The following is a 24457-nucleotide window of genomic DNA, read 5'->3' as shown; positions in this document are numbered from 1 at the left end:
AGCCTGCATAATTTATAGGTTTTATACTACAGTAATTACCGCGTCTTTATCTAAACGAGATTTTGGTAATGTAGCATTATAATCTTGCTCTGGTTCGTGATAACCAATAGCGAGTGCCACTTCACATACATAACCATCTAACTCATCAGCAAATAGCTCACCGAGTAGGTCTTTATCGACGCCTTCCATCGGTGTTGAATCTAAACCTAAACGAGCCACAGTATGCATAGTATTACCTAATGCAATGTAGGTTTGAGATTTAGTCCAAGCAGCGTTATCGCCATGGTCATCAGTATTTAAATCAACAAATGCGAACGCACCAAACGCCTGCTCTTTGTTTTCAGCTTTCGTGCGACCATTAGCAATATCTGCATCGATGACTTTTTCATAGTCATCACGTTTATAACTTGGGTTATAAGCAAATAAAATAGTATGTGATGCAGTTTTTGCATGTACCTGATTAAACTGAAACTTATTTGCAAAACTATCGTGGAAACGTTGTTTTGCTTGCTCTGATTCGATGACTATAAACTTCCATGGTTGAGAATTAATAGACGATGGCGATAAGCGTAAAGCTTCTAAAATTACAGCTAAGTCTGCTTGGCTAATTTGCCTTGATGCGTCGTAGCGCTTACTTGTGTATCGGCGTTGTAAGTCAGAAATAATAGGGTGTGTCATGATTTGCTCCCGCATGTATAACAATTAGGTGCAGTTTACGCTTTGCATACTTTACGATAAAGCGCATAATCGAATAAACATTATCAAAAATTTTTAGTTAATATGCTGGTTGAAGATCTCAAATTAATCCTCAAGGTTGCAGAGTTTCGCAGTATTACAACCGCTGCGGCAAAATTAGACATGCGTGCTGCAACCGCTAGTGCAGCAATTAAGCGCGTTGAAGCAGCTCTTGGTACTGAATTGTTTGTTCGTACTACTCGCCATTTACGTTTATCGGCGTCAGGGGAGCGTTTTTTGCCTCAGTGTCAGCAAGCGGTGCTCATGCTAGAGCAAGCGACACTTGCCTTAAAAGGCGAGCATGATGAAATAGAAGGTGAGCTAAGAGTTGCATTATCTTCAGATTTAGGCCGCAACATTATTATTCCTTGGTTAGATGAGTTACTTGATGAATATCCAAAGCTGAGTATGCGTCCTCATATTAGCGATAGTAATGTCGACTTTTACCGAGACTCTGTTGATTTTGCGCTCAGATATGGCTCGCCATCAGACTCAAACTTATATGGCTTTAAAATTTGTAATGTTCCTCGGTTGTTATGTGCAACCCCAGAGTACCTTGCCGAATATGGAGCGCCGACACATCCTGATGAATTAAACCAGCATCAAGGTTTATTTTATCAACTTCAAAATATCATCAACAATGTCTGGGAATTTACCGATGGAACAGAGCGTTTTAAAGTGAAAATGCAAGGTCGCCGAGCGTCTAATGATGGAGATTTGGTAAGACGTTGGTGTGTGGCTGGTAAAGGTCTAGCTGTTAAATCATGCATTGATATCAGTGATGATTTACTTAAAGGTCGGGTCGTGCCGGTTATGCAAAATTACCCTCACTTATGTGCCGAGCTTTGGTTAATCTGTCCAAGTCGACAATCCATAACACCTGCGGTTCGTTTAGTTCGTGATATATGTCGAGCAAAAACCAAGGCGATTCTCACTCAACTGATTGAAAAAGACATTTTAGATAAGCGGGTACTCGATAACTAGTTATTTTAGGTATTGAGTTACAAGGCTTATTTATTGTAATTTCTCAATTGCTTGTTTAGCGCTTTCACTGTCAGGATTCAAGTTAAGAGCATTTTTGTAACTTGCCAATGCTTTTTGTTTATCGCCGACTGCTAAATATGCTTCACCTAAACTGTCATAAGTGTTTGCTGATTCTGGATAAGATTGATTGTTGAGTTCAAATACAGTAATTGCGGCATCTAGTTCTTTCATCTGCATTAATTCATAACCCAAGTAGTTTAACGACCTTTCTCTTGGCGTATTCCCATCATTCACCATTTGCTTATAGGTTTTCTTGAGCCCCTTAATACCTTCACTTTTAAATGCTTTATAAAGCTTGCTATCTACATGTTCTGTCGCTTTTTCATAAGGTTTGTCATAGTAGATTGCCAAGAGACCGTTAGTCATGGGGGTGAGAGGTGCACCACCCGTGTTATTTAGAATGACAATGAGTAATTTGTCTTCGATAATTCTACTTATAAACGCATTGAAACCATTGATACCACCGCCATGTTGAATACGTGTAAGGGGTTTTCCGTAAATGTTTTTATCGAGCTTTGTTACTTCCCAACCAAGCGCATAATTTCTTTGCCCAGAAACTTGATACATCTGCTTTTTATATGCGTCGTTTAATAACTTATCTGAGTAAAGGGCTTGATCCCATTTTAGTAAATCCCGCGCTGTTGAATACATTGACCCAGCTGCATACGGGATAGACATATCTAAATAATCGGTGTTGCTATAACCAGCTAGCCCGTTGTCGTATCCAGAGGCGCGAAATTTAATGATTTTATTGTGGGAATCATAGCCTGTATCCTCCATTTTAAGTGGGTCTAAAATATTCTGCTGTAATACCTCTTTATATTTTTGGCCAGTTACCTTTTCAATTACCGCACCCAAAATAAAATAGCCAGAATTGCTATAACGAAATTCAGTGCCAGGTTCGAACACTAGATCATCACTACATAGCAAGCGAATAAATTCATCAACACTGTAGGGGTTTCGGCTGTACTCATCACGAAACGATTTTGCTTGGGTATAATTACCAAGACCAGAGGTATGATTAAGTATTTGGCGAAGAGTAATTTTATTGGCAATATCTTGTCTGTATTCAGGAAGGTATGTTGCAAGATGATCATCGAGTTTAAGCTTATTATTTTGTGCCAATTGCAGGATTAACATGGCGGTAAACTGTTTGGTTATTGAGCCAATTCTAAACTTACTTTTATCACTATGCTTTATATCCCACTCAAAGTTGGCATAGCCAAAGCTTTTTTCAAACAGTACTTTTCCATCCTTTGCAACTAATACATTGCCGTTAAACTGCTTGTATTCATGAAAGCCTTGAATAAAGTCGGCCATCTCTGTTTGCATATTTTGGCTATGGGCAAGGCTTGAAATTGCGAGTAAATAAAAAACTACAAGCAACCTTAATTTCTTAAAGTGTATGTTCATTGCTATCCTTGTTATTTGTTGGTTACATTAATCTATGTAAAACCTCATTGCGCATGGCTTGATTGATAAGGCTTACCATTCTTGTGTGGTCTAAATCACTGTAATGCACAACAGAGACACTCTCATTTTGAAGTGCTTGCCAATAATCAGCGGGGCTTATTAGATCACCGTTACTGACATAGAGAGTTGTACTAACTGATGGTTGTCTGTCATTGAGTAGGGCGATTAAATCAAGTTGTGTTTCATCAATACCACTATCATAAATTACATTTTTTGCTGCGGTTTTAAAATCATCATCTTTGACAAAGTAGCTTAAAGTTGGGTAATAACTTTTAGTAACGGACATTAATGCGGTGTCAAAATGCACCATTGGTGCAACCATTATCTGTTGCTTTACATTAGGCATTTGTTTTCCAAGTTGCATAGCAGCAATACAGCCCATTGAATAACTCAAAATATCAATTTGTTGGTATTGGCTGTTATCTAGGTAATGTTTTAATACATCAAGATTGTTTAGACCAAATTTGAACTCATTATACTGATTGCTCGCTGGCATGATTATGACATCTTTGCCAGTAAAGTGGCTGAGCCAACGAGCTTGAAAGCTATACCCCATACTATTTAAACCATAACCTGGAAATAGCACAATTACAGATGATGAGTTTGGAGTTGCTTGGTTATTCAAATCTAGCTGAGAACTAAACTCTTCTGTTTTATTACCACTTTTAACGATTAAACTTAAACCGAGCGAACTCTCTTTTGAAAAGTAACTATTCAAATCGCTTTGGGAAAATAATCGAAAATGTAAGCATTGCTTGTCTTTGGTACATGTATGCTGTGCAGCTCCCGAAAACATGACCATGTTTTCCATACCGTCAAATGGTACTTCTTGTGCAGGTTGTGTGATTTGATAAGCAATAAAACTCTGGCAACCACTGAGAAGTAAAATATAAAAAGAGCAGAGGATATAACGCATAATTCCCTTTATAATTATAGTAGTATTTCCATTATTGACAATAACTTAGCAATCATGAGCCGATAATGCAATCGGATTATATTTGTTCGAGAGTTACCTGAAAATCACCAATTACCACCTCGCGGTAAATCCTCGGTTATCTATATGTACAAAACCACCGTGATGGGAGGCGGGTCTATAGCGCCCTATACCACCATTATAACGGCTTTGTTTTTGAAATTTTTCGAACACTTTATAAAGTACATCTACATCAGCAACTGTCAGTTTGCCGTCGCCATTTAAATCGTCCATTCGGCCATCACTATCTTCGTCTATGTATAAATCGAAAGCATCACCATATTGGTGTCGACTATGTTTGCCATTACCAATTGAGCGATTGTAGTGGGGTGTTCTATAGCCGCTGATAAAGGCAAACTTGCTGACTTTAATCCCTTCACTTTGTACAAACTTGAGTAGTTCTTCGAGCATCATCAAGCCACCGTTGTTGACATAAAGATATTTTGGAAAGCCACTCACTTGCTTACAAATTATATTTTTAACTTGCACATGAGGAGTCAGCTGGCGTGATAAGTCTTTCTCAAAAATTTCTATAAACCCGTTTGGTGCACTGTATTGTGTGTAGCCTTTATAGGGCGTAGGGTAGAGGCCTATTTGGTAATTATTTAACTGTTTATTGTTTGCATTGAATGGTTTTTTAACAATCACAAGTAGGTGTTTACTGGTTTCATTGTTACTCAATACTAGGTTATAAAACCCTGCATTTTCTGGGGCGTAAATTGCAATGCTATTTGGCCCTAATCGCTCAGTCTCAACGTCTGATACTGCAGTTGGAGCAAAATCAGCCGTGTTATCAAGTGTTAGAACCTGTTTTGCATCAAGAACAATGCTGTGCAGCGAGTTGCTTAATTCAATGGCAGCAACAGAGCATGTAGTTAACGCGAAGAACACACTTAAAATAATACGGCTGAAATACATAGTTACCTCTAAATTGTATTGTTTGCTAATGGCGTGGTGAGTGCTTTTAATAACGCGCCATCGCGATTATAGACATCGGTATAAAATTGTAAGCTCTTGTCGTCACCTGCGACTGTCCAGTACATTAAAAGTACATCTAGCGGTTTTGATAAGCTGATTCTTGTAGTCTCTTTTGCAGCAATGGCGTCATCGATGTCGCTACGACTCCAATTATCTGACGTTTCTAATATTTTCTCAGCTAAGGTGAATGGGTCATCAACTCTTACACAGCCGTGGCTAAATGCACGTTGGTCTTGCTGGAATAATGTTTTTGCAGGGGTGTCGTGCAAATAAATTGAGTATTTATTAGGAAACATAAATTTAATTTGTCCCAATGAATTATTCTCTGAAGGTTGTTGTACAAACCAGTACGGAAAGTTCTTACGACTAGCATTTGCCCAATCAATACTCTTGCTATCCACTGGGTTACGGCGGCTATCAACCACAACAAAATCTTTCTCGTTTAAGTAGTTTGGGTTTTCTTTCATTTTTTTGATAATGCCACCTGCAATACTCCGCGGTACTGTCCATGTTGGATTCATCACGATATAGCTCATTTGCCCTTTAAATATTGGGGTTTTGGTGTAGTTTCTGCCAACGACCACATTGGTTTGCCATTTTAATTTGTTGTCTTCAAATAAAAATAGTTTAAAACCAGCGATATTTACCACTAAGAAGCGCTCTGTGAGAGTATTATCAACCCAACGAATACGCTCTAGGTTTACTAAAATATCATCAATGTATTCACTGTAATCTTTGTTGAGTAATTTTAACGTTGCGTTACCAATCACACCGTCGTCAGTAACTTGATGAGCATTCTGAAAATTCTTAACTGCTGCAACTAGCTCGTTGTCATAATCAGTATCATCACTACCACTGCCTTGAAAATAATTTAAGCGCTTTAACTTTTGTCTTAATAGCGGTACTGCTGCGTCTGATTGACCCGGTTTTAATATATTGTTTTGCAATGTGATGGCAGGTAACTCGCCAGTTGCATCAAGTTCTCGGTAAAACACTAAAGCATCTTTTAAGCGTTTATAATGAGGTAATACGGGCTTAAGGTTTTCAAGGCCTTTATCAAGGCTTTTAGACTTAACGTGTTTAAGTAAAGAGGCAGCTGCAGCATCAGGACTAACGTCAAACTGTCCATAATTCCATGTTGCAGTAAGTTGTTTTGGGTTTATTTTTCCGCGTATTAAGTGTTTTGCATACGTCATGACAGCATCTGTCATAAGTACATCAAACTGAGCTTCGACAGCCTCTGCTCCGCGTTTATCTATTTCGTTGGCCAGCGCCATTAATGTATCAAAGTGATAGTCATTGGGTGAGAGGCCTTCAAGCTCTGATTGAGCAATTAACTTGAGAGCTTGTTTTGCATATTTGGTGTTATTCCAAACACGTTCAAAACCATTTGCTTTATAGGTGGCAACGGTCATGTCAGGAGAATGGATGTGTTCTCTTTCAATACTGTGAGATTCACCAATCAGGATAGGTTCTAACTGTTGTTGTAAGTATTGGTTTTCAGCCAATACAGGCATGCAAATGGATAAACAACTGACCAAAACGGTGTAGCGCAGACTCTTCATAGCTATGTCCCTATAACAAGTTTGTAATTTGCTTGAATTGTTTCTTTTTTGCTCATTTAAGCTTAGCAAAGCAATACAATTTATAGGAACATATTTTTTAAATAAAAACGCTTGGCAAATGAGTTTGCCAAGCGTTCGGTTGGGATTTTGAGAGGGGTTTAATTACTGGTTGTTTGTAATTTTGCTTCTGGCTCTACTTTTTTACCTCTAAACTTGCCAATTAAACGTTTAAAGTCTTCTAACGCTACATACTGACAAGGGATTAAAATAAGTGTAATGACAGTCGCAAATAACACCCCGAATGCTAGAGATACAGCCATTGGGATAACTATTTTTGCTTGTAAGCTTGTTTCCATAATGATTGGTAATACACCAATAAAGGTCGTAATTGAGGTTAGTAATATTGCTCTAAAACGACGAGCACCGGCTTGCATCACAGCCTCTTTGATTGCAACACCTTCAGCGCGGGCCTTATTGACAAAGTCGACCATTACTAGCGAATCGTTTACTACTACACCAGCAACAGCGATGATACCGAATACTGATAAGCTACTCATTGTCATACCTAAGATCATGTGACCGAACATCGCGCCAATTACACCAAATGGAATAACCGACATAATAATGAATGGCTGCGAGTATGAGCGCAGTGGAATAGCAAGTAACGCAAATATAATCATCATAGACAAAGCAAAATCACGTACTTGTTCTGCCACACTATCCATTTCTTCTTGAATACGACCAGCCACATTACTTTCTACACCTGGGTAGCTTTTCAATAGGCTAGGTAAGTACTCGTCACGAATTTCTTTTGCAATGGCAAATGGTTCTGCTTGATCAGTGTTAACCGCAGCCCAAACGTTGACAGTGCGTTTTGCGTTTTCACGACGAATACGGTTCACACCATCAACGATGTTGACCTTCGCTACTTCTGCAAGAGGCACTTCAACGCCTGTTGGCGTAATGATACGCGCATCAGTGATGTCACTTACCGCATTTCGCGATTCACGAGGGTAGCGGATCATTACTTTAATCTCTTCACCGTCACGTAAAATACGTTGTGCTTCTAAACCGTAGTAGCTAAAGCTAACTTGTGATGCCACATCCGATAAGGTTAAGCCTAAGCTGTAAGCAAGTGGTTTAAGTTCAAGTTGAACTTCGTCAGTTGCAGATTGTAGTGAGTCATTTACATCACCTACACCTTGCATGCTATTTAGCTTTTCTTTTAACTTAGCTGCAACTTCTTTTAGTTTATTGATATCTTTACCTTCTAAGCGGAAGCTCACATCACCGTCATCACGACCACCGTTCATGATACTGTCTTCAATATTAAGCGTTTTCACACCTGGCAGTGGTGGCATTTGTTCGCGCCACATTGCACTTAATTGGAAAGTATCAATAGGGCGTAAGTCTGGTTCGACTAAAATCGCCATAATGCGTGCACTTGTACGACCGCGTAAGCTAACAGATAAGTCACGGATCATCGCTTGACCATATTGCTCTTCAAGTTGCTTATCGACATCTAAAATCAGTTTTTCAATTGTTTGTGCTGTTTCAAGGGTCGCTTGTTCAGAAGAAGATAAGTTCATTTCAACTGAGATACGTGGGAAATCATGTGGAATTTTAGGATTCGCAACAAATTTCACTAAACCACCAGCGAACATACCGCCACTGACAATAAGTACACAGATAAAGCCAACAATCACGGTATAACGGTAATGAATACAGCGACCTATAAATGGTGTGTAGTAATTATCGACAAAGTTCTTCAGGCCATTATCCATACCTAAACGCAAGCGGTGTAATGGATTTTTAGGGTTCGCAGGTTTATTTTTCATGGCCGCTAAGTGAGCCGGTAGAATCAGTTTTGATTCAATCAATGAGAAAATTAAGCATAGGATAATTACGCCACCAATGGCTTTAGAAAAGGCAGAACCAGGCCCTGATGCCAGTGTTTGCGGTAAGAATGCGGCGATAGTAGTCAATACACCAAAGGTTGCAGGAATTGCAACGCGTTTTACACCACGCACTACATTATCTAGGCTATGACCGTGCTTTTCAATTTCAGCACTGGCTGATTCACCTACGACGATAGCATCATCAACGACTATCCCTAGCACCAGTATAAATGCGAATAAAGAAGCTAAGTTAACAGTGATGTCTATAAAGCCAAGTGGCATCATTAAAAATGCACCTAGGAATGATACAGGTAAACCCATCATGACCCAAAACGCTAAGCGCAGTGGCAAGAATAGGGCAAGTACCACCATAACTAAAATACCACCCCAAATCATGTTGTCGATCATCATGTTTAGACGACCTTCAAGGTAATAAGTTAAATCAACAATTGGCGATAGCTTTACACCTGCTGGTAACTGTGGCGCTTTATCTGCTAGGTATTTTTTTAATACTGCAGCAACCTTAGTAATATCTTGATCTTTCGAAGCATTTACTTCAAAAGTCAGTGAATTTTTACCATTGTACTTAGAATATTGCAGGCCTTCTTCAAAGCCATCGTTAATTGTTGCCACATCACCTAAGAAAACTTGGGCGCCATCAGGTAAGTGTAATAAAGGCAGCTTTTCGAACTCTTTACCACGATACGCTTGGTTTTCCACACGCATTGAAATGTAGCCATTTTCAGAGCGAATTTGACCTGCTGACATATTGGCAGAGAAGCTACGAACGGCTGTGGCAATATCACGGAAAGTTAAACCATACTCACGTAGTTTATCTGGGCTGATTTCAATGCCAATTTCGTAGTTTAAGCCACTGTAAAAGTTTACCAAGTTAATTTGTGGTAAAGCTTGTAGTTCATCTTTTATGTCGTTACCAAGTTCTTTGAGCTGGTAGTTACTCATATCGCCATACAGCGCGAGTATCATAACTTCTTGCTCAAACTTTTCACGGCGAACAATTGGGCGTTCCATCTCAGCAGGGAAGGTATTGATTGAATCAACCTGCATCTTGATTTCATCGAGTACTTCTTGCGGGTCGTACTTTTCTTCGATTTCTATCCAAGCTTGTGAAAAACCACGGTTCGAATAAGTAATTAAACGTTTAATGCCTTCGAGGCCCTCTAAAGACTCTTCGACCTTTATGGTTATGCCTTCTTCTACCTCTTGTGGTGCAGCCCCTGGGTAGACAGCTTGAATACTGATCCAGTTACTTTCAAACTGTGGGAACATTTGCTTACGCACTGACATTGCAGTCAATAAGCCGCCCACTAAAATAAAGATCATAAGTAAGTTTGCAGCAACTGGGTTGCGTGCAAACCAGGCAATAAGCCCTTTTTCTCTGTGCGTGGTCATGGCTTATTCCTCTTTTAACGCTAATTGTGTTGTTGGCACACTTAGTTTTGCGTCATCTAGCTTGACTGCCATGCCTTCAGTTGGGTATTCAAGTGCTGAGGTAATAAGTTGCTCACCGTTAGCAAGGCCATTATCGGCGATCACCATGCCATTTTGTTCGCGCACAATGTTAAGTGTTTTAAAAGTAAGTGTTTCGCCATCTTGTAAAACAGCTACCTTGTTGTCTTTAACTAAATGGTGCGGAACAACAATCGCATTGTCCAGCGCTCGACCTTCGATAGTGGCATTAATGTATGAGCCAAAACGCAGTGGTTGTTTTTGCTCATAAGGCGTTGCTACTTGTGCTACTAGGTAATTCATGCGGCTGCGTTGGTCAACGACCCCTTCGCTGCGTACAATAGTCGCTTGCCACGTTGTTTGTTTACCTGCAAATTCAGCATTAATTGATACGCTTGCACCAATTCCTTGGTTATTTAGGTATTGCAGATCTTTATCAGCAACAGGTAAACGAATTTCAGCCAGTGATGTTGAGCTTAGGCTACCAAAGCTATTACCCGGGTTTACCACACTACCTAAACTAATCAGGCGCTCGTCGATAATGGCATCGTATGGCGCTTTAATGTATGTGCGCTCAAGATTACGTTTTGCGCGTTTTACACTGGCTTGAGCAGCACGGTAGTTTGCAAGCTTTTCAGCGAGTTGCGGTTTACGTAAATACAGCTCAGATGGAATAACTTGGTTTGAGTCACCTTTGATGCGGTCCCACTCAGCTTGTGCAACAGATACTTGCGCGCGTTCAATTTCAAGAGCAGAGCTTGCTTGCGCTAGACCTGCTTCTGCTTCAATGAGTGCAGCTTCGTAATCATTTGGGTCAATACGTGCTAGAATATCGCCTTGCTTAACAAATCCGCCTTGTACAAATTGATCTGACAGCGAGACAACCTGACCACTCACTTGCGCAACAAGTTCAGTTTGGTTTTTAGGTTTAACGATACCGTATGATTTTACATCAAGGGTAATGGCGTCAAAGCTTAACGGTTTAATTGATACAAGCGGTCGCAAATCTTGTTCTGGTTTTTCGACCGGCGCTTGCTTCATAGAGGCAAATGCGAATGCCATTCCAAGTCCGCCGACTAATACGGCGATAGGGAGAATGATTTGTTTTTTACTAGCCACGGGATAGTCCCTCACGGTTGACGGTAATTAAAAATAAATTTGATAGGCTAAGCATACGCAATAAAGTGTTTACAAGGCGTTCGAAGATGTAACAAACCATTACACATATTACAAAGGCGCTACAAAGGTTCTATAAGAGGTACTCAATGACAGATAAAATGGCATGTAGATTAGGCTGTGGCGCCTGTTGTATTGCACCCAGTATTAGCTCACCGATCCCAGGAATGCCCAACGGGAAAGCGGCGGGAGAGCGCTGTATTCAACTGGATAATAATAACCTGTGTAAATTATTTGGTGATGAATCAAGGCCCAAGGTGTGTAGTGATTTTTCTGCCACTATTGATGTGTGTGGCACGACAAATGAACAAGCATTGTATTTAATTACCGAACTTGAGCAGGTGACTTAAAAAAATTAAACCCTTAACATTTTTTAACAGTTACTGGGATAAATTAGGTTATTTTTTAAAGTCACAGTTTTCGCTATGGCATTTTAAATAAATTTGACTGTGGTGTTCTAAAGATCTTAGAAGAAAACGTGTCACAACAATGCCAGTCAATTGACTGGCATTGTTGTTTTTACTTACCACGTATAGGTAGCGCTTAAAGTATATTGTTCGCCGCGGCCTGGGGTACCCGGGACTTCTTCGAATGATTCATCCCAAATATTGTCAGCTGCAAAGGTAACAAACACATTATCAAGCTGGGCTGGCGTGAACTTTACTGTTAACTGCGTGAAGAAGGCTTCATCATCAGAGCTACGTAGGCGGTTACTATGTTGTTTACGCCATTCGTTATCGATACGCAACTCAAGCACATCCATTGGTTGCCATACTGCACCCAGTGTTACACGGTGATCAGGGTAGTTAAGCGCATAAAAGCTCGCATCAATATCTGCCGTGCCATAGTCTTCTGACTTTTCTAAATAGGTGTAGCTGGCAATCAACTCAGCGCTTTCAAACGATTTATTCGCTAAAAACTCAACGCCTAAGGTGTCTATATCAACCGGGTTTGCAAAACGTGCTGAAGTTGAATCAAAGCGATATGTCCAATCCGTAAGGTTTTTATCTTTGCGGTAGAAAATAGCTGAATCTAAACGCCACGAAGATTGTTCAATTAGTAAACCTAATTCAAGGTTATCGGTGGTTTCGCGCTCAAGGCTGTAATTACTTCTGAATAACCCGCCCGTTTCACTGCCGCCGATTGCGGTGTAACCGGGAACTTGTGTTGCTTCGGCGTATGATGCGTACCAAGTATGTTCACTGCCATTTTGATTAGCTACTTTAAGGCTTGCATCTGCAATAAAGGAGGTATCTGAACTATCACGGTTAGTATCATCAAAAGCAGCACCAACACGAACCATAAGCTCTTTGTTAGCTGTAAGGGCCGTCTTGTATTCAGGCAAGATACTTAGCTTAGTGTAATTGCGTGACGTAAAGTTGTTTTCAAGAGATGTTGATTCAATCTCATCAGCAATAAATTGCCCAGCATAATTAATTGCATAGTGGTCATTTAAACGGTGACGTCCAGAGAGTGCCAATGACTTAACGGTGGTTTCGTGAAACGCTTCAAAAATAGCTGGGTTTTCACGAGACAATACATAATGGTCGTTATGTTTACGATAATAACCAGTCACTTCAAAGGTACTGCTATCACCATACATTTGCTTGTGATTGAGCATGAAAAGCTTGGTTTCAAGATCTTCGGTTTCGTTAAAGTTAAATGGCGTGTAAAGATTTGGCCAACCAAAAAATTTTTCTTGGCGTCCGAACATTAAATCAGTTTGCGAGGTATCGCTTGCAAGTTGAACGCGTGCTGAGGCACGTTCAAAGTCGTGGTCGCCATTATCAATTGAGCCATCGCTTTTTGAGTGCGAGTATTCACCCTCAAAACCTAATCGCCAATCAGGTTTGCTATCCAGCTTTTGGCTATGGGCAGCATGAATGCTTTGTAAATTAAAGCCATTCGTACCTGTGCCAAGTGAAACGCTGCCAGTGCTTGTGATAGGGCGCCAGCCAAATGAAACCGTGCCAACCGAGCTATTCATACCATAAAGGGCATTATCAGCCCCTGTAAGTACTGAAGGGCCTGTTAGCATCTGTGGGGCAATAGGAATTTCAGCAAAGTAGTGACCAGATTGAGGGTCAAATAATGTACTGCTACCGACACGAAAGCCAGTATTTTCGAAGATACCACCACGAATAGTGACATCAGCTTGTGCTTTAGCCATATTGCGTGATTGCAAATCGACACGAGGGTCATATTCTAAGTTTGATACCGGCGCATCAAAAGTACCAACCGGTTCTTTATTTGCGGTTGCTGAAACTTCAACGGTGATTTGTTCAATATTGTTGGTGTCTTCTGCTAGCACTGAGCAAGTGACGAATAAAGCGGGAAGTGTAAGCTGTACTGCGCGTACCATCTAAAACTCTCTTGATTTTGTTTAATCTGGGGTAGTGGGCTAGTTAGGCGCACTGAAAATTGCGGGTATTGTATCTGAATCACTGAGTTATACCACTCCAACCAGATTTCAGCAGGCAATAAAAAACCGCGCCAAGTGCGCGGTCTTTTTACTAAAACGGCATTTAGTTTTGATTAATTGATTGCGGTGGAAAGTTACTGAGAATGTTAGCAACAGTTTCTTTGATAACTTCAGTGCGCTTTTCAGGTGATTGGTTCTTTTGCAAACGACCTTCTTTAGCACCACGCCAAACTAATTGGTTAGAAGCACGGTCTACTACGTCTAAAATTAACGTACCGACTTCGTATTCGCGAGTTGTTGTTTGCGTGTTATAACCCATACCCCAGTAATTCCAGCGTGCACCGTAACCTACGTTGAAGGTATCTACATCAATTTTAGTATCAACTGATGCATGATAGTTAATAAGTACATCTGCTTGCGCTACATCAACAAGCTTCATACCGCTTTTTTCAAGTTCGGCATTAACTGCTTCACGCACACGTTTTTCCATTAAAGGACTAATTTGGTAGTTCGCTACGTTTTTAGTCAAGCTGGCATTAGGTACCCAAGAGAAGGTTTTATAATTACTAAAATCTGCAGATTTGTCGTAATCCCAATCAGGCGTTTTAGCACAAGCCGCTAAAAATAATACAGCCGTCGCGATTAATAAGTTCTTCATATTGTTTGCTCCTTGGCAAAATTTCCACTACTTGATTGATAACATAACACAAATAATACTCATCTGAATGATTATTTAAATACTATGGCACATTTACAAATAAGTACTGTAATAGTTTGTAATTAAGCACTGTGTTCAACTTCTATCCAGTCTTTTTCATCGACCCAGTTTTGCACCCCATCTTTGACAGTACGAATAGGGACAATGTAATCACAGCTAACTTGTGGTTTAACTGAGGCAAAAATCGGCACGAAGCCAAAGCTAAGTGCTGTTTCGATAATTGCTTTTTGGTTTTGCGGGTCGATATCGGCAGCTTCATCGATATAAATCGGAATACGATACAGGTTTTGCTCTTGATCGCTTAATAAGTAACGAATAAACAGCATGCCACAAAGTAGCTTAATGGTAATCCGGGTACCGTTAGAGCCGGCTGAGTCGATTTTCTCGAAGTGCTCAGTGTCACCAGCACGATTTACCACTTCAAAGCGAATATCGAACAAGTCTGTCAGTGTTAAACCTGCTTTTTCAGAAGCAAGCTTAATTAAATGATCTTTTGCTTCGTTTACCGCAGACTCGCTATAAGGCTCTTGACTTAATAAGTCGAGGGTATCGCCTTGCTCAAACTGATTTGAGGTACTAATGATGGTATCAATGCTATCAACCAGCATCTTGCGCGGGGTAACATTAATTTTGAATGCTTGAAGGTTAGAGATCCGATGTTGACTAATGCCTTTATTAAAGCTATTCATTTCACGGCGCAAGCGGTCTAAGTCTTCACGCAAGCCTTTAATGGTAGCTGCCACTTCGGTTAATGCAACTCGGCCTTGACGCTCAACAGCATCGCGCTCGTTATCAATGTTATGAAACGCGCTGATAAGCTTTTCGTATTTAGTAAACTCATCGTTTTCGTTATCAAATTTAGTAATACCCGCATTATAAATATGCATGTAGGTGTTACGTACGTTGATATCAAAGTTACGTAGTTCTTGGCAGTCTTTGTTAAAGTGATGAATGAGGTCACTTAAGTTATCAAAATCAATACTGATTTCAATCATGTATGGTGTGACTTTGCCTGAGTAAAAATCAAGTGTGTGATCGATACGTTCAGATTTAACTTGGCGTAAGCGGTCAGCTTGGCGCGCAAGCAAATCTTTTTTCGACTTGATAATTGAGCGACGATCGCTAATTGAGCCACTGTTCTTTTGAATGTCTTGCAGGTAGTCGTCAACTTGTTCGCGTTCTGCATTTAATTGCTCTTTTAGCAGAGTTTGAGCATCGACAGATTGCTGCATCACTTCAAATTGTTCAAAGCGTTTTAATGCTTCTTCAGAGGCCATTAGCTCATCATACAAGGCATCTTTTTCTTTTTGCTTTTCAGCGACATTAGCAGCTACTTCGCGCTGTTGTTTAAACTCTTTCAGGGAGTTTTCAAGTGCAGCGAGTTGCGCAGTTAATTGCTCTTTGTTTTCGCCCGTTTGCATTTGCACAGGGCTTAGCTTTTTTAGTTTAATCGTCGCACCAGGAAGAGTCAGTACACCGCCTTTTACGTTTGCCGATAACTGCTCTAAAAACTCACCGAAGGCATCTTCGTCTGTGATATCAACATCACCATTGCTGGTGGTGGCAAACGATAAGATATCTGGGTTTAAAATACGCGAAATTTCTTCAACTTCTTTTAAAGATAAATCTTCACGCATACGGGTGAATAAATTGAACTCGAGGTTCTTTAGCTGTAGTTTTAAGCTCTTAATTTGCTTTTGTGTTTCGCTAATACGGTAATCAAGCGTGTGTAAGCTTTGACCTTGGGCACTGCTTAATGAATGCGAAAGCGACTCATAATCTTGTTTAAGCTGCGTAAGGCTTACTTTTAAGGTGGCTTTGTTAACTAGTTCAAACTCAGATTTAAGTGCTCGATAGTCTAAAAACCACTGCTCAATTTGAGTTTGCTTACGCTCAATGTCACGTGATTGCTGAATATACAGCTGCTGCTTTTGGTCGAACTCATGTTTTTCGTGCTCGATATCTTCAAGGGCAATATTTAGCTCAGTGAGTTGCTCTTGTTGATAGGTTTCAAAGTCAATCAGTGCTTGGTCAATTTTTGGCGCATAGGCGGCAAGTTTGCCTTTTAAAACCGTTTGATTCTCAAGCATAGATTCAAGGGCTGCGATAGGCTCTTGCATTGACTCAAGGGCTTTTAATTCACGTTTAGCGCGATTTACCTTATCGAATGAACGTCGCCATACTTCATAAAAATCGACCCGTGAATTTGACATATGACGCTCAAATACACGTAACATAAAGCGCTTAACATCACTGGCTCCTAACTTGTGCAAGTTAAGAATACGGCGGAAAATTTCTTTGTAAATTGCAGAGTCTTGCACGTTATTGAGTGGGATCATCTTTAAATTGATATCGCCATCAAATGGGGTTGCGCCGCCAGTAAGTAGGGCGTTCAGCTCTTGCGCTTTTAATTCAATTGGGTTGAAACCTTGCTCTTTTAAGTGATTAAAAAGCTTGGTGAATTTAACAATTGTCTTGCCTTGGGTGTAGTGTTCTAGGTTTAACTTACCTTGATAGCAAAAAAACTGATGCGCATAACCAGCAATTTTACCAAGGCCAGCAACACCAATAACCACAGGGCCATTAGGTAGGTCAGCTTCAAGTAAAATATAGGATTGATCTGACGAAAAGTAGAACTTACGAGTTTCGTCTAAATCGTGGCCATCCCATTCTGTTAAGCGTAAATCATTAATTAACGGAAATTGCAGGGCATTAATAACCGAGCTTTTACCGGTATTATTCGGTGCACAAATTGAGCTACTTTTATCCAGTGGGATCACGCATTTTGCATAGCCTGCGGTATTTAAAAGCGCAAGTTTGCTGAGTCCGTAAAGGCTTTGGCTTTGCATTATTCGTCATCTCCTAGATAGGTTTCTTCGTTTACTTCCATTAATGCATCGATATAACGATAAATTGGCGCTTGCAGCATAAAGCCATTTTCTACTTCGCGAGCAAGGCCTAAACGCACCATACGTAGGTACACATCTTTACGTAAATCTGAGCCAGAGAATATTTCTAATTGATCAAACAAGTGCTTGTTGATTTGCACTAAGGTTTGCATCAGTTCAAGGTCGTTTACCTCGTCAAATAAGGCACGCATAGGATCTTTACCAGTATTGGCATAGTGCTCAATCAAGATGTAGATAGTCAGCGCGATGGCACGTGAAATTTTACCCATGTTTGGGGTGCTCTCGTCACTACCAAAATAGTAATAGCCACGGCTATCATGCTGTAGGTCATGGCCGAGTGCATTAAAAAGGGCACGGTAGGCATCAATGTGTTGGTCAAGCTCTTGCCACATCAGCGTGTCTTGTTCACTAATGTGGTAGCCTGACGTGAGCTTTTTATTAATAGCTTGCAGATGCGTTAAATCATCTAAATTAATATCTGTCATGGTTATTGCTCTGTTGCTTTTTTATCGTCAGCAATCGATGAGTTAAATGGGTAAAGAGAGAAGTGTTGCTGGGCAATTTTTATTTTTACTTTCTCTTGGCTTTGGCTAATTTCAAGGTCGCCATCGCTAATTAATTTTTGATACAAGAACAGCATTTCGTCAGCTTCGAGATCTGGGTAGCTTTCATCTAAGAAACTAAGTAGCGGCTGAGTTTTTTTGCTGGCTTTTTTAAAGCGTTTTCTAAATTGTGTTTTAACGTCGTTGTAATCAGGGATATGCGGGCTTTGATAGGCGGGCACATCATCATGCTCTGGTAGCTGATATTCATCGTGCTCAAAGTCGACTAGGCCTGCCATATAGGCCACGATATGACGTTGTTGACCAAGTGAAAAGCGTTGTGCATCCGAGACAAAGTTAGGTTGTACCGCACTTAGCATGTTATCGACGCCATTTTTACGCACTAAACCAAGTACTTTGGCTGCTTGGCGAGTAATTAGGTTGTTACGGCGTAATTCTTCACGTAGCGGCATTAGCATATCGGCGCTTTTACGTAAGCTTTCACGACCCACTAAATGCATTTCTAAAATACGGGTTCGCAATTGCTCAAGCATGCGTTTGTCTTGATATGACTTACCTAGGCGGTCAATTTGTTCGATTTGTGCGCTTATTTGCGTTTCGATGGTGTTAAAGCAAGCGTGGAAGTCCCCACGTATATCAACCATTTCAAGCATAGGTTCAATGTATTCATCAAACGCTTCGATCACTGCTTGATAGCGCTTTTGCAAAGATTGCACGGCGTTGTTTGCTTTAGCTTGCTCAACAATATTTAAAATTGCGTTTTCATTGTGGGCAAACAATTTCATTATTTTACGTACCCGATCATCCATAATACGGCTAAATCGGCGTAGCTCGTCGTAATCTTCAATTTCACCTGCTTTAGCCAAGCGACTACCAAGGCGAGCTAAATCATCAACTAGTACACTAATTTCTTGGGCAAGACCTAGGTGTTCTTCTTGTAGCAAGAAAGTCGCAAAATCAGCAATCGCTCGATTGATTTCTAATTGCGATGATTTCGCTAATGGAATGATAATATCTTGATTTAATAAACGATTTGTTTCCTTATAAATGCGTTCATTTGACCATGAAGGTTGTTTTTGTTTTATCGCATTTTGTACGTCTTTCAAACTGAAATCAGCCATCTTAAAACGTTTAAATAGCAGTTCTAACACCCCCCAATGTTCAGTAAGGGTATTTAATAACTTTTTAGCTGGGATCATAAGGCTCCAGTAAATTCAGACTTAGGTGTTAGCGATTAGTAGTAAATTATGTAATTGATAATAGTTTTATGCTTTCTATGCTGCTAGAATCCGCGCCGAAACACTCGACTTACAATTTTTACATTATTATAAAGGTTGTTCAAACACCATGGTAACCCCACTTATCCTAACCCTGATAGCGGTGGCATTTTTGCTTATCGTTATAGAGGATATTATCCATGTAAACAAGGCCAAAACGACGCTTTTTTTTGGCACTTTATGCTGGATTATCTTATTTATCTCTCCAATTCATGGGCAAAGCCCAGAAACCATACAACATCAACTGGATCACAATATATTAGAGATCGCGACTTTATGGCTGTTTTTAATGGCAGCTATGACCTTTGTTGCGTATTTAAACTCTAAAGGCTTTATCCAGAATATTGTTCATAAAATTATGCCAAATCAAATCAGTGAACGAAAGTTGATGTTTCTGATTGGTGGCTTTTCGTTCTTATTTTCATCGATATCAGACAATATAACTGCGACTTTAATCTCACTTGCGGTGGTGATGTCACTAAAATTAGATCCTAAAAAATTAATAAAATATGCAACCTTGATTGTATTTAGTGTTAACTCGGGTGGGGTGTCGTTGATCACGGGTGATGTTACAACCCTTATGATTTTCTTAGACGAAAAGGTCACCATTGCTAATTTACTATTATTAATTGCGCCTGCACTGACAAGTGTTGCACTGCTTGCGGCAATGTTATCGGTAGGTATGTCGGGTAATGTAGTATTTGAAAAGCAAACAGCTCGTCGTATTGAAAAAACAGATATTACTATTGCGGTTATCTTCTTCTCGACGATTATTGCCACGTTAACTTTGAGCGTGCTTTATAATGTGCCACCGCTTTTAACCTTTTTATTTGGTTTATCACTAATGTTTTTGGTTGCGCAATTCTTAATGCGCAAAAAAGACGTCAACAAAAAAATTATCGATTATATTCGTGAGATTGAGTACGACACCTTATTGTTCTTCGTAGGTGTGTTATTGCTGGTTGGTGCATTAAAAGAAGTAGGTATGCTTGCTAAGTTTACTCACCTATATGAGTTGATGGCGCCTGAGTATGCAAACTACATGATGGGGCTATTATCAGCAGCGGTAGATAACGTACCTTTAACTGCAGCACTTTTAAAAGCAGATATTGTGATGAGTCCACAGCAGTGGTTGTCGTTTACATACGCAACAGGGGTAGGTGGTTCAATGCTTATTATCGGCTCTGCGGCAGGTATTATCGCCATGAGTAAAGTAAAAGCACTGACCTTTATGAGCTATCTTAAAATGTCGGTTTATTTATTAATTGCTTATACCGTTGGCTATTACGGGTCGCACTTAGCAGGCAGTTTAATTTCATAAAACAACTTGACAGCTAGACGTCTAAACGTTAACTTTCAAAGCCTGCTTTTTTAGCAGGCTTTGTTATTTTAACCAGGTGTTAACTTAACATTCAGAAGAGGTGCGATACTTAGGTAGTTAATGTGAGGTGACGAACGCCGATGACCATTAATGAGGGAAGTACTCGCCGAGAAAATTAGCCGGACGTCACGGTTACTTTTCGGTTTATGGGGCTGAATCCTCAAAACTGTCACCAAACTAGGTGGAGAGCTTCTGGCATGGACTACTCTTTATTTTCAAAGCACCCCCTTGCCGAGTTCTTCTTGAATTACTGTGGATAGTTTTCCACAAAAGGAGACGACATGAATACCCAATTAGCCGCCAACACAAAATCAGATTACGTTGTTGCAAAATTTGGTGGCACCAGTGTAGCTAACTTTGATGCTATGAGCCGCTGCGCAGAAATCATTTGTGCTGATAATCAAGTTCGTATTGTTGCTGTGAGTGCCAGTGCTGGCGTGACAAATCATTTAGTTGCATTGTGTAAAGCTGATTTGAGCGCGGCTGAGCGTGACGAGCACATCACAGGTGTGGTAGCCATTCAAGAAGCTATTTTAGCTGAGCTATCGCTTGATGCTGACTTAGCTCATGGCTTTAATGAAACCCTCAAAGCCTTTCAAAAACTGGCATCAGAAGGGGTTAAGTCAGTAGCGGAGCAAGATGAGCTACTTAGCTTTGGTGAGCGTTTATCATCGTATTTATTTACACAAGTATTGCGTGGGCAAGGTCTTGATGCGGTGCGTTTTGATGTACGCAAGGTGCTAAAAACAGATAGCCAATTTGCTAAAGCAACACCGAATGTTGCAGCAACCGCTGCGGCTGCTAAAGAGCATTTAGTGCCGCTACTTGATGACCACGTTGTAGTAACTCAGGGTTTTATTGGTAGCAATGAACATAATCAAACAACCACTTTAGGGCGTGGAGGTTCAGATTACAGCGCGGCATTACTTGCAGAAGCAATTAACGCAAAAAGCGTGCATATTTGGACTGATGTTGTGGGTATTTTCAGTACTGATCCGCGTTTATGCGCTAAAGCAAGCCCAATTGCACGCTTGAGTTTTGATGAAGCGGCAGAGATGGCAACGTTTGGTGCAAAAGTACTGCATCCTGCAACCATTTTACCTGCGAGCCGTAGTCATATTAGTGTGTTTGTTGGTTCAAGCCGTGAGCCACAATTAGGTGGTACATGGATTGAAAAAGAAAAATCTCAGCAACCAGGTATTCGTGCAGTAACACAGCGTAAAAACCAAATTCTATTAACAGTCAAAAGCCCAGAAATGCTCCTTGCTAGTGGTTTCTTAGCGCGTGTTTTCACCATTTTAAGTGAGTTTAATATTTCAGTTGATTTGGTTACAACCTCAGAAATTAGTGTTGCAATTACTTTGGATAACGCGCCAAATGCATCACGTCCAGAGCTGGATCAAGCTTGTTTAGATAAGCTTTCTGAGTTTTGTCATGTGTCGGTCGAGAATAACTTAACGCTGGTGGCTTTAATTGGTTCTGAAATTCAATTACGTCAGCAAGAAATGAATTTAATGCAGGTATTAAGCGACTTTAATATTCGTTTAATTTGCCACGGTGCAAGTAAACATAACCTGTGCTTTTTGGTGGAGCAAAGCGAGTCAGATGACGTTGTGCAGGCAATTCACAGCCGATTATTAGAAAGCCAAGTCGCGGCGTAAGTCGCTAAAGCTAATAAAAGAGCACTGCCAGTCAGTGCTTTTTTGTGCCACAACACTTATGTCAAAGCCTTCAATACAATTACTGCTAGCGCAGAAATTATGTTTACGTATTTCTTCAAATACATTGGGAGCGAGCAGTTTCGCAATCGGCTGAGCACTTGCCTTAGCAAGGGCTTCTTTTAATGTCCAAATTCTAAAAAAACACTGTGCCTGTTCATCGGGTGCATCAAAACTGCTGATTAAGTCAACTTCATCTTGATGATAAAAATGCTTTGCAAGCTTGATAAAAGGGCGAGGTTTGTTGCTTTGTTCAATATCAAAACCAAGCAGCTGCTGAGCTGGGTTGAGGGCAGCACCTATCAAACCATTTGAATGAGATAAGCAAGCCCAAACAGACTCTCTAACGGGTGTATGTAGTTTCAGCTTACTGTCTTTGTCATCAAATTGGCTTGATATTTCATTGAGCGCTAAATCATCATGAGGGTAAGTATGTTTGTATAAATACTTTAACATTAAGCGAGTCGCTAAATACTCTTGTTTAGCTGCGGGCACTTTGCGTTTTTCAAGTACACATAATTCAAACTCACTGAGCAATTTTTCAATAGCTAAGCTTGAAATATCGATGTTTGATGCTTCCATAAGCATAATTTGCTGTGCCGTGTTGTTCGGCTGCAGATTAATAACTAAGGTGTTTGAAAAATAGTGGCTGCTCATGATTTAACGCTTATACGGGGGTTCGTATTTAGTTTTGTTTGTTTTTACAGCAAATGAACTTGTAAGAGCACGAACAACTCAAATAGTTTACGCAGTTGGCTGTAATTATGGTTTAATGAGGAAAAATAATAACAGATTTATAGATGTATGGCACAAGTTCGTGACGGCTTTCACAGCCGACTAGGTTTCGTATTAGCCGCTTCAGGTGCGGCGGTAGGTTTAGGTAATATTTGGGGCTTTCCAACACAAGCGGCAAACCATGGCGGCGGTGCATTTTTACTTGTTTACTTCATTGTTATCTTCTTATTAGCGCTTCCAGCCCTTTATACTGAGCTGTATTTAGGCCACCAAGCGCAAGCTAATCCGGTAAAAGCATTATCCAATGCATGGCAAGATACGGCTCCTAAAGTGGGCGCTGCAGCAGGCTACATAGGTCTGTTTGGTGCGATTGTGATGCTGAGCTTTTATTCGATAGTCGCAGGTTGGATGTTAGCGTATGCACTTGAGCCAATCGCTAGCTTCTTGGGTTTTACTGAGTTAAGTAACTTTTTGCATAGTGATTCAATGGCACGCAACTTTGTGTTTACGCCGCTGATGCTTATTCTAACTGCGAGTATTATCTTAAAAGGGGTTAAATCAGGAATCGAGACTTGGTCACGCCGCTTAATGCCATTATTGCTAGTGTTATTAGTGGCGTTAATTGCTTATATCGCGACCCTAGATGGTGCGATGGATGGCTTTGCAGCCTACTTAGTGCCAGATTTTAGTCAAATTCTTGATGCAAACTTAATTATTGCGGCAATGGGGCAAGCGTTCTTTTCATTGTCGTTAGGTGTAGGCTGTATGATGGTTTATGGCTCATATTTAAAGCCTGATGCGAACCTTCCTAAACTAACCGGAACAGTGGCGTTGCTAGATACGGGGGTTGCCTTTTTAGCGGGTTTATTGATTATACCAGCTATTTTTGTTGCTCAGCATAACGGTGTAGAAGTGTTTAGCAACGGTAAATTAGTAGGTGAAGGGCAGTTAATTTTTGCAATTTTACCTGAGCTGTTTAGTACTATGGGGCAAATGGGCTTACTCGTTGGTTTATTGTTCTTCGTGTTAATGTCAATAGCTTCTGTTACATCAACAATTTCATCAACTGAAATTCCAGTGGCATTTTTAGTTGAGAACCACAGTATAGAGCGTAAAAAAGCGACTTTATTTGTAACTTTAATCGTCTTTATCGCTTCATCAGTTATTATCTTAAATTTTGACTGGTTATTTGGTTTGGTGATTATGGTGCTTACGCAGTACCAACTACCTTTAATGGGACTGTTCTATTTCATTACTGTAGGCTGGTTATGGCAACGTGGTAATAAATTGCATCAAGTCTCGAGCGGCCCTCATTATTGGTTTGCTCAGTATATTCGCTTTGTGTGCCCGTTATTAATGACAGCAGTATTTGTGAACGTGGCGTTGTTGAAATAGAGTCTTGAGCTGCGAGTTACAAGTTTC

At 40.3% G+C, this 24457-nt stretch carries 18 protein-coding genes and 1 riboswitch; of the genes, 5 read left to right on the top strand and 13 right to left on the bottom strand.

Going from position 1 to position 24457, the window contains the following annotated elements; translation table 11 throughout:
- Positions 1 to 21: 21 nt before the first annotated feature.
- Positions 22 to 678 carry a nitroreductase family protein gene (locus QUE86_RS00940; RefSeq protein ID WP_130051293.1) on the bottom strand — a complete coding sequence of 219 codons (657 nt, stop codon included), beginning with the start codon at positions 676 to 678 and terminating at the stop codon, positions 22 to 24.
- Between the two features lie 102 nt (positions 679 to 780).
- Between QUE86_RS00940 and QUE86_RS00935 the strand changes: the two genes are divergently transcribed.
- Positions 781 to 1719 carry a LysR family transcriptional regulator gene (locus QUE86_RS00935; protein ID WP_286258668.1) on the top strand — a complete coding sequence of 313 codons (939 nt, stop codon included), beginning with the start codon at positions 781 to 783 and terminating at the stop codon, positions 1717 to 1719.
- A 30-nt stretch (positions 1720 to 1749) separates the two neighbouring features.
- On the opposite strand, the gene QUE86_RS00930 is transcribed toward QUE86_RS00935, so the two are convergent.
- From QUE86_RS00930 to QUE86_RS00905, 6 genes are all read right to left on the bottom strand, one after another.
- The gene (locus tag QUE86_RS00930) at positions 1750 to 3192 is read right to left on the bottom strand and encodes a serine hydrolase (RefSeq protein ID WP_256854843.1); all 1443 of its coding nucleotides are present in this window, start codon (positions 3190 to 3192) and stop codon (positions 1750 to 1752) included.
- Between the two features lie 22 nt (positions 3193 to 3214).
- Entirely contained in the window at positions 3215 to 4168 is a 954-nt protein-coding gene (locus tag QUE86_RS00925; protein WP_286258666.1) for an alpha/beta hydrolase, read from the bottom strand.
- Positions 4169 to 4279: 111 nt separating this feature from the next.
- The gene (locus QUE86_RS00920) at positions 4280 to 5143 is read right to left on the bottom strand and encodes a D-Ala-D-Ala carboxypeptidase family metallohydrolase (RefSeq protein WP_286258664.1); all 864 of its coding nucleotides are present in this window, start codon (positions 5141 to 5143) and stop codon (positions 4280 to 4282) included.
- An 8-nt stretch (positions 5144 to 5151) separates the two neighbouring features.
- Positions 5152 to 6768 carry a L,D-transpeptidase family protein gene (locus QUE86_RS00915; RefSeq protein ID WP_286258661.1) on the bottom strand — a complete coding sequence of 539 codons (1617 nt, stop codon included), beginning with the start codon at positions 6766 to 6768 and terminating at the stop codon, positions 5152 to 5154.
- Positions 6769 to 6926: 158 nt separating this feature from the next.
- Positions 6927 to 10079: an efflux RND transporter permease subunit gene (locus QUE86_RS00910; protein ID WP_130051299.1), complete on the bottom strand. Its 3153-nt coding sequence runs from the start codon at positions 10077 to 10079 to the stop codon at positions 6927 to 6929.
- 3 nt (positions 10080 to 10082) lie between these two features.
- Entirely contained in the window at positions 10083 to 11255 is a 1173-nt protein-coding gene (locus QUE86_RS00905; protein WP_130051300.1) for an efflux RND transporter periplasmic adaptor subunit, read from the bottom strand.
- A gap of 158 nt (positions 11256 to 11413) precedes the next feature.
- Here QUE86_RS00905 and QUE86_RS00900 point away from each other — a divergent pair, with 158 nt between their 5' ends.
- Complete coding sequence (locus QUE86_RS00900; RefSeq protein ID WP_286260313.1) at positions 11414 to 11662, top strand: YkgJ family cysteine cluster protein; 249 nt, start codon at positions 11414 to 11416, stop codon at positions 11660 to 11662.
- Positions 11663 to 11835: 173 nt separating this feature from the next.
- Here QUE86_RS00900 and QUE86_RS00895 read toward each other — a convergent pair whose 3' ends face one another.
- The 5 genes from QUE86_RS00895 to QUE86_RS00875 form a co-directional block, all read right to left on the bottom strand.
- On the bottom strand, positions 11836 to 13674 hold the full coding sequence (locus QUE86_RS00895) for a TonB-dependent receptor (protein ID WP_286258658.1): 1839 nt from the start codon (positions 13672 to 13674) through the stop codon (positions 11836 to 11838).
- A 163-nt stretch (positions 13675 to 13837) separates the two neighbouring features.
- A complete protein-coding gene (locus QUE86_RS00890; RefSeq protein WP_130051302.1) occupies positions 13838 to 14392 on the bottom strand; it encodes a DUF4136 domain-containing protein in 555 nt (184 codons plus the stop codon).
- 122 nt (positions 14393 to 14514) lie between these two features.
- On the bottom strand, positions 14515 to 17301 hold the full coding sequence (locus QUE86_RS00885; RefSeq protein WP_286258656.1) for an AAA family ATPase: 2787 nt from the start codon (positions 17299 to 17301) through the stop codon (positions 14515 to 14517).
- A complete protein-coding gene (locus QUE86_RS00880) occupies positions 17301 to 17846 on the bottom strand; it encodes a condensin complex protein MksE (protein ID WP_062564547.1) in 546 nt (181 codons plus the stop codon). The genes QUE86_RS00885 and QUE86_RS00880 overlap by 1 nt, the downstream gene beginning before the upstream one ends.
- A gap of 2 nt (positions 17847 to 17848) precedes the next feature.
- On the bottom strand, positions 17849 to 19123 hold the full coding sequence (locus QUE86_RS00875) for an MksB family condensin complex protein (protein ID WP_167657811.1): 1275 nt from the start codon (positions 19121 to 19123) through the stop codon (positions 17849 to 17851).
- A gap of 148 nt (positions 19124 to 19271) precedes the next feature.
- On the opposite strand from QUE86_RS00875, the gene nhaD reads away from it, so the two are divergent.
- Positions 19272 to 20522: a sodium:proton antiporter NhaD gene (gene nhaD, locus QUE86_RS00870; protein ID WP_130051305.1), complete on the top strand. Its 1251-nt coding sequence runs from the start codon at positions 19272 to 19274 to the stop codon at positions 20520 to 20522.
- An 87-nt stretch (positions 20523 to 20609) separates the two neighbouring features.
- A riboswitch (Lysine riboswitch) is annotated at positions 20610 to 20782 on the top strand.
- Between the two features lie 81 nt (positions 20783 to 20863).
- On the top strand, positions 20864 to 22243 hold the full coding sequence (gene lysC, locus QUE86_RS00865) for a lysine-sensitive aspartokinase 3 (protein ID WP_178927106.1): 1380 nt from the start codon (positions 20864 to 20866) through the stop codon (positions 22241 to 22243).
- On the opposite strand, the gene QUE86_RS00860 is transcribed toward lysC, so the two are convergent.
- The gene (locus QUE86_RS00860; RefSeq protein WP_286258650.1) at positions 22220 to 22957 is read right to left on the bottom strand and encodes a 4'-phosphopantetheinyl transferase family protein; all 738 of its coding nucleotides are present in this window, start codon (positions 22955 to 22957) and stop codon (positions 22220 to 22222) included. The genes lysC and QUE86_RS00860 overlap by 24 nt on opposite strands.
- Positions 22958 to 23104: 147 nt before the next feature.
- On the opposite strand from QUE86_RS00860, the gene QUE86_RS00855 reads away from it, so the two are divergent.
- Positions 23105 to 24430 (top strand): sodium-dependent transporter, encoded by a 1326-nt coding sequence (locus tag QUE86_RS00855; RefSeq protein WP_167657814.1) that lies wholly within the window; start codon positions 23105 to 23107, stop codon positions 24428 to 24430.
- The last annotated feature ends 27 nt before the right edge of the window (positions 24431 to 24457 follow it).

It is taken from the genome of Pseudoalteromonas apostichopi, assembly GCF_030297135.1.
Lineage (GTDB): Bacteria > Pseudomonadota > Gammaproteobacteria > Enterobacterales > Alteromonadaceae > Pseudoalteromonas > Pseudoalteromonas apostichopi.
This window is presented reverse-complemented; position numbering and strand designations above follow the sequence as displayed.

What these genes read in the sequence shown, in the direction of transcription:
- QUE86_RS00940 (WP_130051293.1), bottom strand. Translation starts at nt 678, where the DNA reads ATGACACACCCTATTATTTCTGACTTACAACGCCGATACACAAGTAAG.
- QUE86_RS00935 (WP_286258668.1), top strand. Translation starts at nt 781, where the DNA reads ATGCTGGTTGAAGATCTCAAATTAATCCTCAAGGTTGCAGAGTTTCGC.
- QUE86_RS00930 (WP_256854843.1), bottom strand. Translation starts at nt 3,192, where the DNA reads ATGAACATACACTTTAAGAAATTAAGGTTGCTTGTAGTTTTTTATTTA.
- QUE86_RS00925 (WP_286258666.1), bottom strand. Translation starts at nt 4,168, where the DNA reads ATGCGTTATATCCTCTGCTCTTTTTATATTTTACTTCTCAGTGGTTGC.
- QUE86_RS00920 (WP_286258664.1), bottom strand. Translation starts at nt 5,143, where the DNA reads ATGTATTTCAGCCGTATTATTTTAAGTGTGTTCTTCGCGTTAACTACA.
- QUE86_RS00915 (WP_286258661.1), bottom strand. Translation starts at nt 6,768, where the DNA reads ATGAAGAGTCTGCGCTACACCGTTTTGGTCAGTTGTTTATCCATTTGC.
- QUE86_RS00910 (WP_130051299.1), bottom strand. Translation starts at nt 10,079, where the DNA reads ATGACCACGCACAGAGAAAAAGGGCTTATTGCCTGGTTTGCACGCAAC.
- QUE86_RS00900 (WP_286260313.1), top strand. Translation starts at nt 11,414, where the DNA reads ATGGCATGTAGATTAGGCTGTGGCGCCTGTTGTATTGCACCCAGTATT.
- QUE86_RS00895 (WP_286258658.1), bottom strand. Translation starts at nt 13,674, where the DNA reads ATGGTACGCGCAGTACAGCTTACACTTCCCGCTTTATTCGTCACTTGC.
- QUE86_RS00890 (WP_130051302.1), bottom strand. Translation starts at nt 14,392, where the DNA reads ATGAAGAACTTATTAATCGCGACGGCTGTATTATTTTTAGCGGCTTGT.
- QUE86_RS00885 (WP_286258656.1), bottom strand. Translation starts at nt 17,301, where the DNA reads ATGCAAAGCCAAAGCCTTTACGGACTCAGCAAACTTGCGCTTTTAAAT.
- QUE86_RS00880 (WP_062564547.1), bottom strand. Translation starts at nt 17,846, where the DNA reads ATGACAGATATTAATTTAGATGATTTAACGCATCTGCAAGCTATTAAT.
- QUE86_RS00875 (WP_167657811.1), bottom strand. Translation starts at nt 19,123, where the DNA reads ATGATCCCAGCTAAAAAGTTATTAAATACCCTTACTGAACATTGGGGG.
- nhaD (WP_130051305.1), top strand. Translation starts at nt 19,272, where the DNA reads ATGGTAACCCCACTTATCCTAACCCTGATAGCGGTGGCATTTTTGCTT.
- lysC (WP_178927106.1), top strand. Translation starts at nt 20,864, where the DNA reads ATGAATACCCAATTAGCCGCCAACACAAAATCAGATTACGTTGTTGCA.
- QUE86_RS00860 (WP_286258650.1), bottom strand. Translation starts at nt 22,957, where the DNA reads ATGAGCAGCCACTATTTTTCAAACACCTTAGTTATTAATCTGCAGCCG.
- QUE86_RS00855 (WP_167657814.1), top strand. Translation starts at nt 23,105, where the DNA reads ATGGCACAAGTTCGTGACGGCTTTCACAGCCGACTAGGTTTCGTATTA.